This window comes from Rhizobium sp. J15, assembly GCF_002531825.1.
GTDB lineage: Bacteria > Pseudomonadota > Alphaproteobacteria > Rhizobiales > Rhizobiaceae > Rhizobium.
This window is the reverse complement of record NZ_NWSX01000012.1, coordinates 136,874-155,405: the sequence shown is the minus strand read 5'-3', so window position 1 is coordinate 155,405 and position 18,532 is coordinate 136,874. Positions and strand designations below refer to the sequence as shown.

The following is an 18,532-nucleotide window of genomic DNA, read 5'->3' as shown; positions in this document are numbered from 1 at the left end:
GACAGCAGTGGGCTTGACCCGAGTATCCATGCCGCAAGCACTTCGCTTGAATTTGACCCCGGCCAAACCACAGCCTACGCCGCCTCCTCCTTCTGCCCCGCACTTTCCGCCAGCTTGCGCGCGGCGACGAAATCGACCTTGCCCGAACCCAGCACCGGCACCTTGCCGATATTGACCTCGGCCGGCACCATCATGTCCATGGCGCCCTTCGATTTGGCGAAGGCGAGGAATTCGGCGCGGGTGGCGGTTTCGGCTTCGGTCAAGAGCACCAGGCGCTCACCCTTCTTGGGGTCGGGCAGCGACGAGACGACCGAGAGCGCGCCCGGCCAGAGCTCGGCGGCCAGCGTTTCGACGGCGGCGAGCGAAATCATTTCGCCGCCGATCTTGGCGAAGCGCTTGGCGCGGCCGCGGATCTTGACGAAGCCGTCCTCGTCGATGGTGACGATGTCGCCGGTGTCGTGCCAGCCATCGGCGAGCGGCTCGAGCACGCCGGGCTTTTCGGCGCGCAGATACCCGGCCATGACATTGGCGCCGCGCACATGCAGCCGGCCGCCCTCGTCGATGCCGGGCACCGGTTCGAGCTTCCACTCCATGCCCGGCAGGATTTTGCCGACCGTGCCGGAGCGGTTGTACATCGGCGTGTTGATCGAGATAACAGGCGCGGTCTCGGTGACGCCGTAGCCTTCCAGGATGCGCAGGCCGAATTTTTCCATATAGGTGTGGCGGGTCGAGGCCTTCACCGGCTCGGCGCCGGAGAAGATATAGCGGATCGAGCGGAAATCATACGGATGCGCGGTCCTCGCATAACCGTTGAGGAAGGTATCGGTGCCGAAGATGATCGTGGCGTTGGAGACATAGATCAGCTCCGGCACGATGCGGTAATGCAGCGGCGACGGATAGAAATAGACCGGCACGCCCGAGATCAGCGGCAGCACCGTGCCGGCCGTCAGCCCGAAGGAATGGAAGACGGGCAGGATGTTGAACACCTTGTCGCCGCTGTGGAAATCGATGCGGGCGGCGGCCTGGGCGGCGTTCGACAGGATGTTGCGGTGGGAGAGCACCACGCCCTTCGGCGTGCCTTCCGAACCCGAGGTGAAGAGGATGACGGCGGGATCGTCCGGCCGGCGTCTGACCAGCGGCCGGCCCTTGCGCAGGAGGCCGCGGATCTTGTCGAGCGCGCCGATTTCGGCTCTGAGATCATCGAGCCAGACGATCGTCACCTGCTTTTCCAGCTCCTCGATCACCGGGCCGAGCTTGGCCTGGGCGACGAAGGCGCGCGAGGTCAGCACGTGTTTCACCTCGGCGGCCTTGCAGGCGGAGAGGATATTGGCGGCCCCGGCGGTGAAGTTCAGCATAGCCGGCACTTTGCCCGCGCTCATGACGCCGAGAATGGTGGCGGCGGCGCCATTGGCATTCGGCAGCAGGACGCCGATGTTCGCCTCCGGGAAGCGGGCGCGGAACTTGGCGCCGAGCACGGCGGCACCGGTCAAAAGCTTGCCATAGGTGAGGCTGCCGGTGACCGGATCCTCGACGGCGAGCTTTTTCATGCCGAATTCCTGGGCCGCCTGAATGACGCGGCCGAGTACGGTCGACGAGGTATCGGCGGTCTCGAACAGCAGGTTCGACATCACCTGATAGAGGGCAGCCCCCGCCGCCGTGCGGCGCTTGCGGCCCTTCAGTTCGGCCGGCACCTCCAGCTTCACCGGCTCGAGAATGGTGACCTTGACCTTGGGAAACAGCCGGCGGCGGATCTTGCCGTCACCGAGATAGGAGAGATAGCTCTTCTCCAGCCCGTCGATCTTGACCGGCACCACCATCGAGCCGGTCTTGTCGGCGACCATGGCGGCGCCGTCATAGACCTTCATCAGCGTGCCGGTCACCGTCAGGCGTCCCTCGGGGAAGATGCCGATCGGGCTGCCCTCCTGCACCACCTTGATCAGCGAGCGCGTCGCCATCGGCTTGGTGGGGTCGAGCGGCAGGAATTTGCACATTTTCAGGAAGGGCCGCACCCACCAGGCCTGGGCGATCTTGTAATCGACGGCAAAGGTCGGCTCCTCCTCGGTGATGGCGAGCGCCAAGGCGCCGTCGAGCAGGCTGACATGGTTCAGCGCAATGATCGGCGCGCGGCCGGCCTTCTTGATATTCTCCAGGCCCTCGACCTCGAGCCGCATGAAGGCGCGGAACAGGATCGAGATGAAATCGCGGAAGGCATTGGTCGGCAGCGTCTTCAGCATCAGCCAGGCAACGGCAAAATTGAGGATGCCGAGGCCGATCAGAATCTGCGGTATGGACGCGCCGAGCTCCTGGATGAGGGCGACGAGGCCGAGGCCGACGGTGATGAACAGCGCCGAGAGCACATTGGCGGCACCGATGACGCGGGCGCGGCGATCCTCATGCGCCCAGGTCTGCAGGGCGGCGAAGGTGGGAACGGCGATGAAGGCGCCTGATATGGCCATGCCGGCGAGATCGATGGCGACGCGGATGGTGTTTTCACCGGCGAAGAAAGCGAGGATGGTCGTCGCATGCGCGGTCGAGGCCAGGCCCCAGAGGTTCCAGGCGAGATCGAGGCTGAAGAGGCCGAGCAGCGCCGTTCCCACAGGGGCCGGCAGCAGCACGATGCGGCCCGACGACATCCAGGCGGCAATGCCCGAGCCGACGGCGACGGCAATGGCGAAGACGGTGAGATAGGCGGGCACGACGAGCTCGGAGCCGCCGAGCAGCTCGGTGACCATGGTCGGCAGGATCGACAGCACGAAGGCGCCGACCAGCCAGAACCAGCAATTCATCAGCGCCGAACGCCACAGGCGTTTGTCGGCGCGGATTTCCATGACGAGCGTGTAGCTGGAGCGGATGACATTGCGGTCGATCTCCAGATCCGGCGCCTTGGAGCCGGTCGCCGGAATCATCCGGCTCGCCAGCCAGCAGAGCAGCGACAGCCCCATCATCATCGAGCCGAAGAGCAGCACATTGTCGCCGCTGGAAAAGGCGAGTGCTGCGATGATCGTGCCGGCGAGGATGGCGATGAAGGTGCCGCCCTCGATCCAGGCATTGGCCTTCGGCAGGTCGCGGCGCTCGAGGTGATCGGGCAGGATGCCGTATTTGATCGGCCCGAACAGCGCCGAGATGACGCCGAAGCCGAAGAGCGCCGCCATCAGCACAAAGATGGAGGAGAAGCCGAGGCCGACGACGGCAAAGGCGGCAATGCCGATCTCGCATCGTTTCAGCAGTTCGGCGACCTTCGCCTTGTCATGTTTGTCGGCCAGCTCGCCGCCGAGCGCGGAGAGCAGCAGGAAGGGCACGATGAGGATGACGCCGGCAAGCGTCACAAGCGCGGCACCCTCGCTTGCCGACATCTTGAAGAGGATGAGGAACACCAGCGTGTTCTTCAGAAAATTGTCGTTGAAGGCCGTGAGGAACTGGGTCCAGAACAGCGGCGCGAATTTTCTAGACGTCATCAGATTGTGTTGCACGGCGGGAGTCCTTCTTTAGGCTCGCAGAGAAGGCCACAGAGTTGTTACCCATTGGTTGAATGCGGCAACAACTCTGCGCTGTGGTTAAGGAAGATCAATCTTCATCGCTACGATTGAATTTGACGAGCAGTTTTTCCGTGCGGGCGTCCTCGACCTTGCGGATCAGCTTCTCGGATTCGGCATTGTCGCGCAGCGTCTTGGTGATGTTCACCGTGGTCTGCACCAGCATCAATATGCCCATGGCGAGATAGCCTTTGCCCCAGAGATCGAGCGGCATCATGTAGAGGCCGAGCACCAGCATGAAGGCGGCGGCGCCGAAGGAGATGTAGGAGAAGCTGACCCAGCTGGCGGAATGTTTCTGGAAACTGTCGTTCATTGCAGTGGCCCTTCAATTTTTAGGGGTTATTGGTTGGATGGATGAATTCAGGCGGCCGGCGTGATGCGGCTCTTCAGCCGGGCGAGCACGTCATCGGCCGATGAGCTGAGCGGCGCGCCGCAGCCGGCATTGGCAAGCTTTTCGATGATGCCGGCCGGCCGGGTGGTGCTTTCCATGTCCTTCAGGGCGGCCGCCGTCAGCTCGTTCTGGCTCTGGCGCAGGCGCAGGCGGGCCAGCGTCTCCTCGGCTTCGTCGAGGGTCGCCAGGCCGGGGCCGGCGACGGCGATATCGAGCTTCTGCGCCTCTTCGGTCGCCCGCGCCAGCCGCTCGCCGCGCTGCAGCTCCTGCAGCCGCGTCTCGGCGGCCCGAACGATGCCCTTCAGCTTGGCAATCGCGGTGGTGAATTGCGCCTGCGCCTTTTCCGACGCATCACGCTCGGCTTCGAGAAAGGCGATCGCCTCGGCCGCTTCCCGCGCCAGCCCGTCATTGCCCTTGCTGAGCGCCGCGATGGCGCGGCTTTCGAGATCGGCGATGCGGCCGACAATCGTCTGATGCTGCGCCCGCTCCTGCTCGTTCTGGGCGATGGCGACAGCGACGCTGCGGCGCGCCGACTGGATCGACTGGGCGGCATCGCGGATCTGCTGGGCCAGCAGCGGCACGGCGTTGCGATCGGCAAACGCCTGCTCGGCATCATGCGCCCTGCCCCGCAGCAATGCGGAAATCAATTTGAACATTTCTTTCCTCCGGTTTATGAACGTTGTTCACGAGTGTTGTTATGGCAGAATCATGAACGACGTTCAAGATAAATTTTGAACGTCGTTCAAAAAATCGAAGTGGAATGGTTAATGGCCGGCAGGCGAGAAGAAAAACGCGAGGATTTGAAGGCGCGGCTGATCGAGGCGGCGCGCGAGCGCATCGCCCGCGACGGGCTGACCAATCTGCGCGCCCGCGACATCACCCAGGACGCCGGCTGCGCGCTCGGCGGCCTCTACACCGTCTTCTCAGACCTCGCCGAGCTCGTCATCCACGTCAACTCGTCGACGCTGAAGGCGCTGGAGGCCAGGCTGACACTCCCCGAAGCCCGGGACAAAAGCCCGACCGATCGCCTGCGCAACCTCGCCCAGGGCTACCTCGCCTTCGCCGTCGAGCACCGCAACCTCTGGAAAGCGCTGTTCGACCACTTCCCCCCCGACACCAGCCCGACCCCGCAATGGCACCTCGACGAACATCTCTTCCTGATGGACGTGATCGCCGAACCGCTCGCCGAACTGCAGCCCGACATGCCCCCCCAAGACCGCGCCATCCGCGCCCGCACCCTCTTCGGCGCCGTCCACGGCGTCGTCAGCATCAGCCTGGAGGGCCGGTTCGTGGGATTGCCGCTGGAGCGGCTAGCGCGCGAGGTGGACGAGCTGGTGTTGACGATTGCGGCGGGGGCAGAGCGGAGACGGGAAGCGGGCGCGTGAGTGCGGCTGGCGGTGGATTTGGCAGGAACGCTCCCCCACCCTCCGTCGTCCTCGGGCTTGACCCGAGGACCCATGGCCAAGCACTCTAGGCCCACCACGCCGCACGCCGAAAGGAACCCCCATGAGCCGCATCTTCATCACCGGTTCCACCGATGGCCTCGGCCTCGCCGCCGCCCGCACCCTCATGAACCAGGGCCATGACGTCGTCCTCCACGCCCGCTCCCGCGAGCGCGCCGCCGCCATATCAGACACCTCAACCGCCGCCCTCGGCCTCGTCATCGGCGATCTCGCCAGCGCCGCCGAGACACGCTCCATCGCCGACCAGGTCAACGCCATCGGCCGCATGGACGCCATCATCCACAATGCCGGCATCTACCTCGAACGCAGCCGCGGCGAAACGCCTGAAGGCCACGCCAAGACGCTGGCGGTCAACCTGCTCGCCCCCTATCTCCTCACCGCCTGGATCACCCGCCCCGACCGCCTGATCTACCTCACGAGCGGCATGCACCGCAGCGGCGGCGGCAGCCTCGACGATATCGACTGGAAGCGGCGGCCATGGAACGCCAGCCAGGCCTATTCGGAAAGCAAGCTCTACATCGCCACCCTCGCCGCCGCCCTCGCCCGCCACTGGCCGGACGTCTTCAGCAACGCCGTCGACCCCGGCTGGGTGCCGACCAAAATGGGCGGCGCCGGCGCGCCAGATGATCTTGAGATGGGGCATCTTACGCAGACTTGGCTGGCGACGAGCGATGATGCCGCCGCCAAGGTCAGCGGCGGGTATTGGTATCATCGGCAGCAACGGGAGGCGGCGGCGGCGGTTGGTGATGTCGGGTTTCAGGATGCGTTGGTGGGGAGGCTGGCGGAGTTGAGTGGGGTGCGGCTGTTTGCGGAGCGCGGGTGAGGTGCGAGACCAGAGGCAGCCCCCGACCGGTTCGAAGTGCGATCGGTTTGAGTCGCAAGCCGCTGCCTGAGGAATTTCCCAATCCGCCTGGAACTCGACAAATTATCCTATTGCACTCGAAACCACAGGTGAGACGTCTAAGACCAACACTCGGAGTCGCGTGCGGTGCTCCACTGGAACCAACGAAGACAACGCCTTTTCAAGTTGAGAAGCTGATTTCGGCGTTTCGATAGACGACGGAGGTTTTGGTACTGTATTAGGGCGTTTGCCTCCATACCAAAAGACGACGTACAGCCCAAAACCATTTGCTTCGGGGTCACGCGTATATAAACGATCAAGCTGTTCGGAGCACGCCGACCAGATTTCTGAATGGTAATCCCGTTTAAGTTCAAGAGGTAGTTTTTGGCCAGGAGGAGGCAGAAGGACAATATCCGCTCTTTTATCCTGGTTCATATGGCCTTCCGGCTCCACACGAACTTCTATAGGGTCGAAAACTGGCCTCAAATGCATCACCAACGCATCTCGGGCGGATTCTTCGGATTTCGGACTCGTGAGACGTCCATATGAATCTTCATTCCAGAACACTTTTAATGCATCAATATTGTTATTTCGAAGTTGCTGCTCAACAGACCGAATATGAAAAACGGCTAACTCTAAGAGGTCGGCCATGTTGGCAGGTCGGCCGTTATTGAGCGCCCGAACGGCGTTTTCCCAAGTGGGCTGTTGGAATTCCTCTTGCCGACGCAATGAAGCCTGATTGGCAAGTGCGTGGCGCAAATGCTGTTTGTACGGAGCCAGCGTACTATCTTCCGACAACTGCTCCAGCGCGCACTTTGCCTCCTTGCCGGTTCTGGTGGATAGTTCATCTATAAGACGTCGCGTGAAATCATTGGCGTCCCAGTTATTTTTGCGGCCACTCCACCCGTCTTCAGGGTGCGCTTCGATCGGGAAATTGGAGCCAAACTGTTCAACCAGAAATTTGGCTTTCCAATCTGGAAGACCTTTTAATCCGTCATGATCAGTATTGATTGGAAATGCAAAGACAGCATTTTGTAACGCCCAAAGCATTTCTAATTTTCGGTTCGTTTCGATGTGCTTTAGCAACATATCGGGCAGTTGCTCCTCACAGGTCAAAAATGCTGTGGCCAACCAAATTTCGCGTTGCTCAACTCCAATTTCGTGCTCGGGGCTAGTAAGGAGTTTCTCAATAGCGCTATTGATTTTAAGCAAGAACCCAACATTGCTGAGGGCACTCGCAAGCAGCGTCCGGAGTATCTGTGGTGAGGCATTTGGGAAACGCCTCAAAAGGTCAGCGGTCGAAGCCCCGGACGCCGCCTTCAGGAGCTCATTTTGCGTCAGTCGATAAATTGCGTCAGAGCTGGCACGCCCATTGGCGAGATCTTCTTTAGCACATTCAAAAAACACTCGAACTGCAAAGTCTGCCCGCTCTCGATAACTAGCATCAAGCCAACCATGTATAGCTCGCTTATATTGGTTCTCCGTCTTGTCAAAAACCGGATAGTAAAGCTCTATTGCCAGTGCGGCTTCCAGTAAACGATCCGAAACATCGACAATAGTACCTCGGTTCTCCCAATCAATGTCACATCCGGCGATTATCGCCCGCCACCAAGGCTGAAATCGCTCCTTTCGCCGCAGATCAAGAATCTCGGAAAGAGAGGGCAATTGATGACTCTTATTTGCTGCTGCTTGGAAAGCAGCAAGAACAGTCTCAGTTCTCTCTTCACCTAGTTCAGTTAGCAGACGTTCACGGCGATCCGGTGTGTCAGCCACATCGCTGAAGATCGCAAAATATACATTTGCACACCAAGCCAGCCACCCCTTATGTTCGCCAGATCGAATTAGCCCCTCTGCCGCATCGAAATCATTTCGATGTTTTTGTCTGCTTTCCTCTGTCTTCGATCTCTCTGCCAAAGTTCGAACGGCAGCTTCATGTTCCCAACGATCAACCGGACACAAGGAAAGGTCCGTGAATTCCTTGGAAAAGGGCTCGCTCTGACTATAGGCGTAAAGCTGCTCAAACAACGCGCGGCTGTTGGAGGCATTCTGATAGACGTAGGTCAATGTCGCCGCATACGCTTCAGCACGCCTAGAGGATAATTGATCGATGTCTTCAACCACGATCATTAGTCTTGAAATTAGAGTCTCTGTTCCGAATGCGTGCAGAATCGTGCCAAAAAAATCATTTAGAATGACCCACCATCTCTCTGAACTTCTAGCTGACCAAGCCAAATCAAAGAAATCTTGCACCAGATGAGGGTGCTCCAATAGCCAATTGCGTAATTCGCTATGTTCCGACGAGCCTAAATTGGTGCTCCTCCTAAACACATAAAGGGCGGTCAACCATTGCCAAATTTTAGCCGATCCGGGCACAGGCTCCTGCTTCAAGGCCGCAACCACCAGCCGGGAAAAAAAAGTGACTACCTCGCTCTTATGCCGCCAGTCCGCTTGGCAGTGAGCTTCAATCACTGGAAATAGCGCATCTACCACCTGCACTACATCTGCTTCGGGCATGCCTTCGCTGAGCAGCCACAACTCGCCAACGACGTGTCTTCCTCTATCCTTGAGGTAACATCTAATGAGTTGGGCCACGTCATCGGCCGTAAAACATTCAGAAAACAAACTACGAATAATTTCGGCGGCCAACCGACATTGATCTCCCGAGAGAAGCAATCTTTCTCTCGTGTATCGGCTTATGCGATCCGCCGAATGCGGCGCTGTTCGAATTAACGCTTTAAAAGCGCGCTGCCGATCACCATAAGGTGCCGCCTCGTTTTCGAGGATTGTGAATAAATCTTCCTCCATTTCAGGAAGTTGCGGACCGTACGCTATAGCATCGAGTACGAAAAATCTGATGTGATAGTTCTCAGGTTCTCCACCGAGTATGCTGCGGAACCCTTCCACCATGTCGTGGCCTGAAAGATTGCCCAGAATTTCTTCGTCAATACCCCATTGTGTAAACCAGGGATCGCGTTCCGAAAGGTCTTGCAAGGCGCCGAGTAAAGTTCTTCTCGCAGCCGGAGACAAAGCCTTCGGGTCTCCATACAGCACGACGGCCAGCGGTTCTTTTTGTATAAGCTGATATGCATGACTCGGAAGGAAAACTGGTAACCAAGCATAGAGGCCGCGTAGTTCTAATGCTGGAATGCCGTCAACCGAAATCAAGCTTAAAGCGCGTCCGAGTGGGTATCCGGCCTTAACTATCTGCGACACCCATTTGGCAGCCAAGAATTCAGCAATAGTTCTATGGCAATAGGTAACAGAGTGATCGCCACATGTTTGGAAAGCTCGTCGGCCAAGTACGCTTAACACCGCGTCCTTGTTGGCGAATGGAGCGCTGTCGTAGGCTGCCCCGCCCAGCGATGCACTGGAACGCCGTAAGCTAACGCTTGGCTCATCCGAGATCAACATAGAGGCACAAACTGCGCCCGCTGCAGCCTCAAGTTCCGGTGGTTCGAACAGTTGTTTTGTTTGGTGTTCTTTAGTTTCGTTGTGCTCGCGAACAAGCAGTTTTGCCGCTTCGTTGAAGAGTTGGAACCGGGTCTCCGGCCAGATACCGCCTTTTACGACATCAGCTAACATGGTTAGGGTCTGAGGATTCTTCAGAAGCGGGCCTACGCCGCGCTTTTCAGCTTCATCGAAAAACCGCTCCGCATCACGGATATCTTTCTGGAAGAGCACGGCCTTCTGTTCTTCTGCATCAAGATCGTGAAGTTGCACGACAGCAAAGCCACCGTTTGCCTCGAAGTACGGCCTGAATAGTGTCAGGTCCGTTTCGCCGAGCCAGTCTAAAGCTCGACAAGAAATCCGGACACGTGAAGGCTTTGTTGCGAGAAGTTTTTCGACAATGACTCCGATGGAATCCGGATGGTCACTACGTGACCGCTTCTCATCGAGAGCGTCTATAAAGATGGTTTTCCCGGCTATATCAGAAGTGGCATATATGCCGAAGTTTCTAGCATGAAAAAACGTGCCACCCTCAACCTTGTTGGCGGCTGTCATCAATGTAGTTTTGCCTGAACCGGGATCACCAAGGACCACTAGGTTTGAGTATCTCAAAGCCTCCCCGAAAGAGCACAGACTAGTGGCTGCGTGGGAATCGTCACGAAGCAAAATTCTGACACTTCGGTTCAACATGTGTTACCAGGAGATTGCCCATTCGGTGATGAGAGTGGTACGCAGACACCAATATTGCAACTCATCGCGGTACAATTATCTGTTTATACAACCTTATTTTGATAACATGAAAGCTACCGATAGCGGCATGATAAAATGCGGCCTGATCTCGCGCGACCGTTATGGATAAATGGCTGGGGCGCCTGGATTCGAACCAGGGGATGGCGGTACCAAAAACCGCTGCCTTACCGCTTGGCTACGCCCCACCAGAGCTTTCGGCGCAAGGCGCCGGCTCAAATCGACGCCTGATTAGCAAAGCTCTCCGTCTGTCACAATGACTAAGTTGCGCATCGGGCAGATTTATGCGCTGCAGAGCGCAGCGGCCCATGCTAGGAATGGGCGGTGTCATCGGCCTCGAGAGCATCGCCCCGCATGGAAAGCCCCGCATTCGACCTTGCTTTCGAGCCGGCCTATGGGCGGGCCGTGCCGGTTGCGGCTGGGGTCGCGCGGGTCACGGCGGAGAATCCCGGGCCTTTCACCTTTTACGGCACCAACAGCTATATCGTCGGCGCCGCCTCGGTCGCGGTTATCGATCCCGGGCCGGAGGATGAGGCGCATTATCAGGCGCTGATGGCAGCGCTTGGCGGCCGCGAGGTGACGCATATCTTCGTCAGCCACACCCATCGCGACCACTCGCCGCTCGCCCGCCGGCTGCAGGCGGCGACGGGGGCGGTGACGGTGGGGCAAGGGCCGCATCGGCCGGCGCGGCGGCTTAGGGATGGCGAGAGCAATCCGTTTTCCGAAAGCTCGGATCTGGACTTCGTGCCGGATATCGCGCTCGGCGACGGTGAGACCATATCGGGCGATGGCTGGGCGCTGACATCGGTACCCACACCGGGGCATACGGCCAATCATGCCGCCTTCGCGCTCGAAGGCCGCGATACGCTCTTCTCCGGCGATCATGTCATGGCCTGGTCGACCTCGATCGTCGCACCGCCGGATGGCGCGATGGCGGATTACATGGCCTCGCTCGAGCGGCTGATGGCGCGCCAGGACCGCCTGTTGCTGCCCGGCCATGGCGGGCCGGTGACGGCGCCGGCGAGTTTCCTGCCGGCGCTGAAGGCGCATCGGCTGAAGCGCGAGCGGGCGGTGCTCGCCCGCATCCGGACGGGCGACCGTACGATTGCCGAGATGGTGAAGGCGATCTACAGCGATACCGATCCGAAGCTGCATGGGGCGGCAGCACTTTCCGTGCTCGCCCATATCGAGGATCTCGTCGAGCGCGGCGAGATCGCGGCGGATGGGCCGCCTTCTCTTGCCGCCACCTACCGGCTGTTGTAAGCGGGAGATGGGGAGATTACCATGACGCGTGCCGCTTACAGCTATCGCAACGATGCCGGCGTGCCGGATTTTGCCGATGACCAGCCGCTGATCGTCTTCGATGGCGAATGCGTCTTCTGCTCCGGCTGGGTGAAATTCGCGCTGAAGCACGACCGGCAGCGGCGCTACAGGTTCCTCGCCGCCCAGACGCCGCTCGGCGAAGCGCTCTACCGGCATTATGGGCTGAATGAGCGCGATTATGAAACCAATATCCTCATCGAAAACGGCCGCGCCTTCTTCAAGTCGGACGGCTCGATCCGCATGGTGGCGGGCCTCGGCTTTCCCTATTCGCTGGTGAAACTCTTCCGGCTGCTGCCGCGCCGCCTTGCCGATGTGCTTTATGAATTCATCGCCCGCAACCGGCTGAAGATCGCCGGCCGGCAGAGCTGCATGGTGCCGACGCCGGAGCAGCGCAGCCGTTTCATCGCATGAGCGGCGAGCGGCTTTCGCTGCTGATTATCGGCGGCTACGGCACCTTCGGCGGCCGGCTGGCGCGGCTACTCGGCGATGAACCGCGGCTGAGATTGTTGATCGCCGGGCGTTCGCTTGAAAAGGCCGACGATTTCCTTGCCGATCTCAGATCCCCGAAAGATGGCTCCGAGGGCCTGGGAAGCACCAATCTCGGGGCAACGCTGCAGGCGGTGGCCTTCGATCGCGACGGCGACCTTACCGAACAGCTGACGCGGCTGCAGCCCGATCTCGTCATCGATGCCTCCGGGCCGTTTCAGAGCTTCGGGGAAGACCCTTACAAGGTCGTGCGCGCCTGCATCGGGCTCGACATCGATTACGCCGATCTCGCCGACAGCACCGGTTTCGTCGCCGCCATCGGCGGGCTCGATGCCGAGGCGAGAGCGAAGGGCGTTTTCGCGCTCTCCGGCCTCAGCAGCCTGCCGGCGCTGTCCTTCGCCGCGCTCGATGTGATGGCGCCGCAGTTCGCCAGGATCGATGCGGTGGCGGCGGGCATTGCCCCTTCGCCGCATGTGAAGATCGGGCGCAATGTCGTCAGGGCGATCGCGAGCTATGCCGGCAAGAAAGTGCCGCGGCTCAGCGATGGGCAGGTTTCGAGCGGGCATGGGCTGATCGAGGCGATGCGGGTAACGGTGGCGCCGCCGGGTGCGGTGCCGCTCAAGAGCCGGAAATTCCTGCTGGTGGATGCGCCGGATCTGGCGTTACTGCCGGCGCGTGTTGACGGCCTGCAATCGAGCTTCACCGGTGTCGGAACCGAGCCGCAGCCGTTGCAGCGCCTGCTCGGCCTTTTCGCCCGGCTCGTCCGCCTTGGCCTCCTGCCCTCGCTAACGCCCTTCTCGCGGCTGATGCAGCGCGCCAGCCATGCGTTTGCCTGGGGCGAACATCGCGGCGGCATGTTCGTGCGCGCCAGCGGCATCGATACTGCCGGCAAGCGGCTGACGACGGGCTGGCATCTGATTGCCGAGGGCGATGACGGGCCGTTCATTCCGGTTATCGCAGCCGAAGTGCTGGTGCGCCGGCTGCTGGCCGGCGAGCGGTCCGCGCCCGGCGCCCGGCCGGCGGCGGGCGAATTGCGGCTCGCCGATTTCGAGGCGGCCTTCCGGCGGTTCAAGATCATCACTGGCATCCGCCGAGAATGCGAGGCGGAAGCCCAGCCGCTCTACCGGCAGATTCTCGGCAGCGCCTTCGACCGGCTGCCGCCCGCCATATCAGCCATCCATGCCGGCGGCGCACGCACTGCCTCCGGCCGGGCGCGGATCGAACGCGGCAGGGGCTTTCTGGCGCGGGCGGTGGCGCGGCTGATCGGCTTTCCCGCAGCCAGCGAGGACGTGCCGGTCACGGTGCGCTTTGCCGCCAAGGGCGACACGGAGATCTGGACGCGGACCTTCGGGGATAAGAGCTTCCGCAGCATCCTGGCAGAGGGCAAGGGCCGCGACCGGCACCTGCTGGCCGAAGTCTTTGGGCCGTTCCGGGTGCTGCTCGCGCTGGTACCGGAGGGAGAGAGGCTGCGGCTGGTGGTGCGCGGCTGGCGGTTTTGCGGGATTCCGCTGCCGCTGTTCCTGGCGCCGGGCGGAGAGACGTATGAGGAGGAGCGCGACGGGCGGTTCCACTTCTATGTGGAGATCGGCGGGCGGGTGACGGGGCTGGTGGTGCGGTATAGGGGGTGGCTGGTGGTGGAATGAGCGATGGTTTGCGCTGGCTTTAGGGATTATAAAAATAACCCACCGCAGCCAGATAATTTGGATTCTCTTGCAATTGTGAGGCCTGCAAGAGGATCAAAGCCTTTCCATTGGTCGCATAGTAATTGCCCGCCTTCTCAGCGTTCGCGCGCCACTCTTTCTCCCAGGTGCCATTACTGCAGTCCAATCCAACCGGGGAACCGGCGGTATTCAAAACATACCGTTCGTATATCTCCTTGGGCACTGGCGTATTTGCCCAATCCTCATATTGCAATCCATCCGGGCTTTTCAGATCAGTTGGAAACGCTGCGATGCCACGACGGCGGATTTCTTGAGTTTGTGTGTACGACAACTGATAAATTACGGCCCCGCAAGTTCCGGTACCATTCTGCGTCGAACCGTGGGAAAGGCGCTGGCCTATTTCAAATTCCGGCGGCAACGCCGAAGTCCATTGACGTCCTGAGCAAGTGGGCAACGAGGCCAACATGACGATGACAAACAGTGAAACAACCGACCACGAGATCAAGGTATAGGGTCGCACGCTGAAACGCTGCCTCGCAAGCTCAAACACTGCCTAAAATTATCGATCAACCCATGCCCTAAGTTGAACGCGCGAATAAGCCCTCGCGCAGGGTATGAAACCTTCAATCGGATGGCAATCTCCGCTTCGTGCGATGGGGCGCGATGGGATGATATAGTAGGGAGGCCGAGTTCGCGGCACCATACGAATGTTGGGCCTGCCGCACATCCGCAATCGGCCAGTAACACGGCATCGAGCCCTTTCAGAGAACCGCCAGTCAGCGGACTACACCGCCGCCCTCCCCGTCATTCCTCCTCGAGGCGTGTCTGGCCTCGGCGATCTCAACATCGCGCGGCGGTTCTTGCGACGAGTGATATAGTTGAATTTCGGTCGTTTAAACTGAGACGATACGAGAGAGGAATTATTCCATGGGAGACCAAAAGCGCCCGCTGCAGCCTGGAGATGCCGCGCCCGCCTTCACACTCGCCGCAGCCAATTTCGAGGGAACGGTCTCTTTCGCCGAGTTGAGCGGTCGCCCGTTCCTGATCGGCTTCTTTCGCGGGCTGCACTGCCCGTTCTGCCGGCGCCAGGTCGAACAGCTTGCCGGCATACAGCCCATCCTGCGCGCCTCCGGGGTGGAGACCGTGGCCGTTATCAACACGCCGGTGGAACGCGCGCGCCTGTATTTCCGCCACCGTCCGACGCCAGTAACGCTGCTATGCGATGCCGACTGCCACACCCATCGGGCCTATGGCGTGCCCCATGCCGAGTTCCTGCCCGATGAGAGCAGCAAGCAGCCCGAATGGCCTTATAGCGCGACGATGGCGCAGTTCCAGGCGGCGCGCATCAACCCTACGGGGGAGTTGCCGGAACCGCTACAGCCGATGGAAGCCAATACGGTGCTCAACGCCAAGGACCGCTTCGCGCTTGATGAAGCCGATATGGCGATCTTCGCCAACCACGCCAGCCAGCTCGTCGGGCATTTCCTGGTCAATGCGAACGGCACCATCGCCTGGACTCAAATCGAGGCGCTGGACGGACCGAACAGCCTTTGCATCTTCCCGAATGCAGCGGAGATCATCGCCGCCGCGGACGACCTTTGACGCTGATCTACAGCGAATGTCTGCCAACGCTGCATCGTTATCGGGTGATTGCTGCCGCCTTTGGCGGCACCGGAAAAGCGGTCGCGTTTGCCGCGCCGTATCCCGGCCCTTCGCTTGGGCTCAGGGCGTTCGCAACTGCAATCGATTCACCGGATCGATTGCTGGCGCTTTGCGCCACCGTTGCTCACCCACCGGCGATCCCCAGGAGTTCGGCGTCAAGCGCCTTCAGATAGTCATCCGCAATCGCGGCGCTGAAGCCGAGGTCGTGCTGGCCGTAGCGGGAGGCGACGCGGATGTCGACGAAGGTGGTTTCGGCCTCCTCGCGCAGGCGGATCAGGATATCGAAGCGCAGGCCGAGGATCAGCGTGCGGGTGGTGGCCTGCAGCGTCACGCCGTTGGCACCGCGGATGAGCTTGGCGACATCGTCGTCATAGGGGCGCGGTGTCGGCACGGGAACGATATCGGGTGCATCGGCAACCGCATCGTCGCCCGGCTGCGGCTTGGGCGTCTTATCCTCGAGATCGCGGCCCGGCTCGGTATCGCCACTGCTCCTCGTGATTGTGAAGCCGCTTTGCTTCGCGACCTTGCGCACCGCCTCCAGCACCCGGTCGAGCGCGCCTTCGTAGCGCCGGCCGGTCAGTTCGGGATAGGCGACCATCTGCTTTTCACGATCTTCCGGCGTCACCTCAGGGTTACGCTTCAGCCAGATCTGATCGGCCTTGGGCGGCGAAAGCCAGTCCGGAACGGAAACCGGATCGGTGGAAACGTCGTGGATATCGGGCAGCGTCATGTAGCGCTCGACGGCCGAGGCGCCGAGGGCCAGCGGAAAGGCGGCGTAGATCAGCGCCGCCAGCGCGCTCAGCCCGCCTTCGGCGCCCGTCATCCAGAGGCTGCGCAGGCCGACGGCAGCAAGCAGGGCGGCGAGCAATGCGCAGCCGGCGGCGGCAATGAGAAGCAGCACCAGATAGGGCGTGGCGAGACCGCCGAAGCGATGGGCGATCATCACCGCCAGCGCCAGAACCAGCGAAAATGCCCCGAGCAGCCGCGAAACGCGCGCGGCGCTGGAAACGGGACGGTCGAAGCGGATGGCCATCAAACTTACCGGTTGCTCGTCAGCGCCGCGCCAGGGACCACGCAAATCGCCATAAACCTGTTTAGTGCAAGATTCGGCTAAATTGAAACCGTTGTCTCAAGCATATCGGGCGGAATCCACGACGAAGGCGCCAGCCATTCCATAAGCCCTTGCTGATATGTCAAAAAAAGGCCATTCTGCCGCGGTTTCATCTCCGATTGCAGGACAGGAGAGACGGGATGATTTCACCCGAGATAGCAGCAAGGCCGCAGGCGTCTGCGCTTGGCGGTATCGACCAGTCCGAACCGATGCTGCCGATGGAGCTCGTCGAGCTCGAACTTTCGCTCGAAGGTTATGCTGGCGGCGATGCCGGCTTCTGCGAGGCAGTGCGCCAGGCAGCCGGCGTACCGGCGGCGAATTGCTGTTCGACCTTCCGGCCGGCGGCCTCATCGAGGATTGCCGGCGCATCGCGGTGCTGCGCATCCCGGACGACGGTCACGAAATGCGTGTCGTGCTGGCGCTGCTCGACGCCAACGGCACGGAAATCCGCATGCAGGCGCCTGACGAAGAGACGGCGCATCTGATGCGCTTCGCTGATGCCTTCGTCGAGCTGCTGGAGCGGATCTGAGCTTCAGAGCCCGGCGGTCGCTGGAACCTCCGGCATCAGTTCCTGGTCCCGCTTGCCGTGATGAGGGCGACGAGGTCCTCGTCGCCAGTTTGCCGCGCGATAGCGAGGGCCGTCATGCCGCTGTCGTCCTTGGCATCGGGATTTGCACCACTCTCCAAAAGAGCGGCGACAACATCAGGCCCATTCTGCTGGTTACCTAGCTGGGCGACCAGAGGCGTTCGGCCGCGATTGTCGCGAGCCTCAATGTCAGCCCCCTTTCCTATGAGGACATTCACCGCGTCAGGGTCGGTGACGATATGAAGAATGGTGATCCCTTCGTCATTCCTGGCGTTGATGTCGGCTCCGGTCGCTAGCAGAAGCTCCAGGATTTGCCGTTCAAAATACATGTCGAGAAGGTGGATAGGCTGGAATCGGTATTCATCGACCGACGTCGCCAGGGATGGTTCGGCTGCAAGCATGGTTCTTACGGTCGTGATATCGCCCGCATGGACGGCATCATGGAATTTCTTGACGACATCCGTATTGGCTGCGGCGGCCGAACTGAATGAAAGTCCCAAGATGGCGATCACGCGCAGGAAAAAGCGAAGCATTGTTACCCCGAAAATTGGGTTGGATCACATGAGAGTTCGGATTCAAATCCAGCACCCGCGCTTCCGCGTTACCGCCGCTCGGCCGCCGCTTCCGCGAGGCTGCGGAAGGGAAACTTGCGCCCGCATTCGCATTTGAGCATGAAGGATTCCTGGTGGTTGGAAGGACGCTGCACACCAAAGCCGCGCGGCAGCTGATCGACCTTGAAATCCGGATGCTTGCGGTTGGGGTCGTCGATCTCGGAGGCCTCGGCAAATCCGGCATTGCCGCATTGCGGACAGCTGAGTTTCTTCGAAAATCGATCGCGGATGGCCATGCTCGTCCCCATGCTTGAGAGGTCCCCTCTTACAGAGGAATGCCGGCTCGTGAAAGTGGAACCATCTTCCGGCGGTGCCGTTCCCTTCTGGAAAGGAGGCGATCATGCCGAACAGAGATCCGATCCCGACACCGACGACCGACACACCGCGCGGCCCGACGCCGACCCCCGGCATTCCCGACCGCATCCAGGAAAAACCGCCGCTGACGCCAGCGCAGGACCCCGGCGACACGAAGAACCCGCAGGACCCGCCGCTCGATCCGGCACTCCTGCCGATCGGCGATCCGGCGGGAGCAGCGTGATTTTGGTGAGAGCGTTACACCCTCCCTTATACCTGTGCTCGTCACAGATATAAGGGAGGAGAGGTAGGGGCTTGCCTCAAGTAAGGACAGACCGGCTCTGCCTATCTCCTCGCTTGACGCCCGCACCCGAAT

The 18,532-nt window shown here is 60.7% G+C and carries 15 protein-coding genes, 1 tRNA gene and 1 pseudogene; 8 read left to right on the top strand and 9 right to left on the bottom strand.

Going from position 1 to position 18,532, the window contains the following annotated elements; all coding sequences use genetic code 11:
* Positions 1 to 74: 74 nt before the first annotated feature.
* The 3 genes from CO670_RS13640 to CO670_RS13630 all read right to left on the bottom strand — a co-directional run bounded on the left by CO670_RS13640 (position 75) and on the right by CO670_RS13630 (position 4,580).
* Positions 75 to 3,470 (bottom strand): acyl-[ACP]--phospholipid O-acyltransferase, encoded by a 3,396-nt coding sequence (locus CO670_RS13640; RefSeq protein WP_097590717.1) that lies wholly within the window; start codon positions 3,468 to 3,470, stop codon positions 75 to 77.
* A gap of 94 nt (positions 3,471 to 3,564) precedes the next feature.
* Positions 3,565 to 3,846 carry a YiaA/YiaB family inner membrane protein gene (locus CO670_RS13635; protein WP_071087443.1) on the bottom strand — a complete coding sequence of 94 codons (282 nt, stop codon included), beginning with the start codon at positions 3,844 to 3,846 and terminating at the stop codon, positions 3,565 to 3,567.
* 47 nt (positions 3,847 to 3,893) lie between these two features.
* Positions 3,894 to 4,580, bottom strand: coding sequence for a PspA/IM30 family protein (locus CO670_RS13630; RefSeq protein WP_097590716.1), 687 nt, complete (start codon positions 4,578 to 4,580; stop codon positions 3,894 to 3,896).
* A gap of 111 nt (positions 4,581 to 4,691) precedes the next feature.
* On the opposite strand from CO670_RS13630, the gene CO670_RS13625 reads away from it, so the two are divergent.
* Entirely contained in the window at positions 4,692 to 5,309 is a 618-nt protein-coding gene (locus tag CO670_RS13625) for a TetR-like C-terminal domain-containing protein (protein WP_097590715.1), read from the top strand.
* 121 nt (positions 5,310 to 5,430) lie between these two features.
* Positions 5,431 to 6,210 (top strand): SDR family NAD(P)-dependent oxidoreductase, encoded by a 780-nt coding sequence (locus tag CO670_RS13620; protein WP_097590714.1) that lies wholly within the window; start codon positions 5,431 to 5,433, stop codon positions 6,208 to 6,210.
* A gap of 102 nt (positions 6,211 to 6,312) precedes the next feature.
* Here the strand turns inward: CO670_RS13620 and CO670_RS13615 are convergent, their stop codons facing one another.
* Positions 6,313 to 10,230, bottom strand: a complete 3,918-nt coding sequence (locus tag CO670_RS13615) for a hypothetical protein (RefSeq protein ID WP_097590713.1) — start codon at positions 10,228 to 10,230, stop codon at positions 6,313 to 6,315.
* A 305-nt stretch (positions 10,231 to 10,535) separates the two neighbouring features.
* Positions 10,536 to 10,610 (bottom strand) — tRNA-Gln (locus CO670_RS13610).
* Positions 10,611 to 10,776: 166 nt separating this feature from the next.
* Here CO670_RS13610 and CO670_RS13605 point away from each other — a divergent pair.
* From CO670_RS13605 to CO670_RS13595, 3 genes are read left to right on the top strand one after another with little or no spacing between them, the layout of a single operon-like run.
* A complete protein-coding gene (locus CO670_RS13605) occupies positions 10,777 to 11,685 on the top strand; it encodes an MBL fold metallo-hydrolase (RefSeq protein ID WP_097590712.1) in 909 nt (302 codons plus the stop codon).
* 21 nt (positions 11,686 to 11,706) lie between these two features.
* Positions 11,707 to 12,156: a DCC1-like thiol-disulfide oxidoreductase family protein gene (locus tag CO670_RS13600; RefSeq protein ID WP_097590711.1), complete on the top strand. Its 450-nt coding sequence runs from the start codon at positions 11,707 to 11,709 to the stop codon at positions 12,154 to 12,156.
* Positions 12,153 to 13,874 (top strand): DUF4166 domain-containing protein, encoded by a 1,722-nt coding sequence (locus tag CO670_RS13595; RefSeq protein ID WP_097590710.1) that lies wholly within the window; start codon positions 12,153 to 12,155, stop codon positions 13,872 to 13,874. The genes CO670_RS13600 and CO670_RS13595 overlap by 4 nt, the downstream gene beginning before the upstream one ends.
* A gap of 19 nt (positions 13,875 to 13,893) precedes the next feature.
* Here CO670_RS13595 and CO670_RS32500 read toward each other — a convergent pair whose 3' ends face one another.
* Positions 13,894 to 14,412, bottom strand: a complete 519-nt coding sequence (locus CO670_RS32500; protein WP_141502274.1) for a hypothetical protein — start codon at positions 14,410 to 14,412, stop codon at positions 13,894 to 13,896.
* 407 nt (positions 14,413 to 14,819) lie between these two features.
* Here CO670_RS32500 and CO670_RS13585 point away from each other — a divergent pair, with 407 nt between their 5' ends.
* Positions 14,820 to 15,494, top strand: a complete 675-nt coding sequence (locus CO670_RS13585; RefSeq protein WP_097590708.1) for a redoxin domain-containing protein — start codon at positions 14,820 to 14,822, stop codon at positions 15,492 to 15,494.
* Between the two features lie 184 nt (positions 15,495 to 15,678).
* Here the strand turns inward: CO670_RS13585 and CO670_RS13580 are convergent, their stop codons facing one another.
* Positions 15,679 to 16,587 carry a DUF1499 domain-containing protein gene (locus CO670_RS13580; RefSeq protein WP_097590707.1) on the bottom strand — a complete coding sequence of 303 codons (909 nt, stop codon included), beginning with the start codon at positions 16,585 to 16,587 and terminating at the stop codon, positions 15,679 to 15,681.
* 218 nt (positions 16,588 to 16,805) lie between these two features.
* Between CO670_RS13580 and CO670_RS13575 the strand changes: the two are divergent.
* Positions 16,806 to 17,194 (top strand): annotated as a pseudogene (locus tag CO670_RS13575) (hypothetical protein).
* A 35-nt stretch (positions 17,195 to 17,229) separates the two neighbouring features.
* Here the strand turns inward: CO670_RS13575 and CO670_RS13570 are convergent.
* Together CO670_RS13570 and CO670_RS13565 are read right to left on the bottom strand one after the other, a co-directional pair.
* A complete protein-coding gene (locus tag CO670_RS13570) occupies positions 17,230 to 17,784 on the bottom strand; it encodes an ankyrin repeat domain-containing protein (protein WP_097590706.1) in 555 nt (184 codons plus the stop codon).
* Between the two features lie 68 nt (positions 17,785 to 17,852).
* Entirely contained in the window at positions 17,853 to 18,098 is a 246-nt protein-coding gene (locus CO670_RS13565) for a hypothetical protein (protein ID WP_088678599.1), read from the bottom strand.
* 104 nt (positions 18,099 to 18,202) lie between these two features.
* On the opposite strand from CO670_RS13565, the gene CO670_RS13560 reads away from it, so the two are divergent.
* A complete protein-coding gene (locus CO670_RS13560) occupies positions 18,203 to 18,400 on the top strand; it encodes a hypothetical protein (RefSeq protein ID WP_029531594.1) in 198 nt (65 codons plus the stop codon).
* The last annotated feature ends 132 nt before the right edge of the window (positions 18,401 to 18,532 follow it).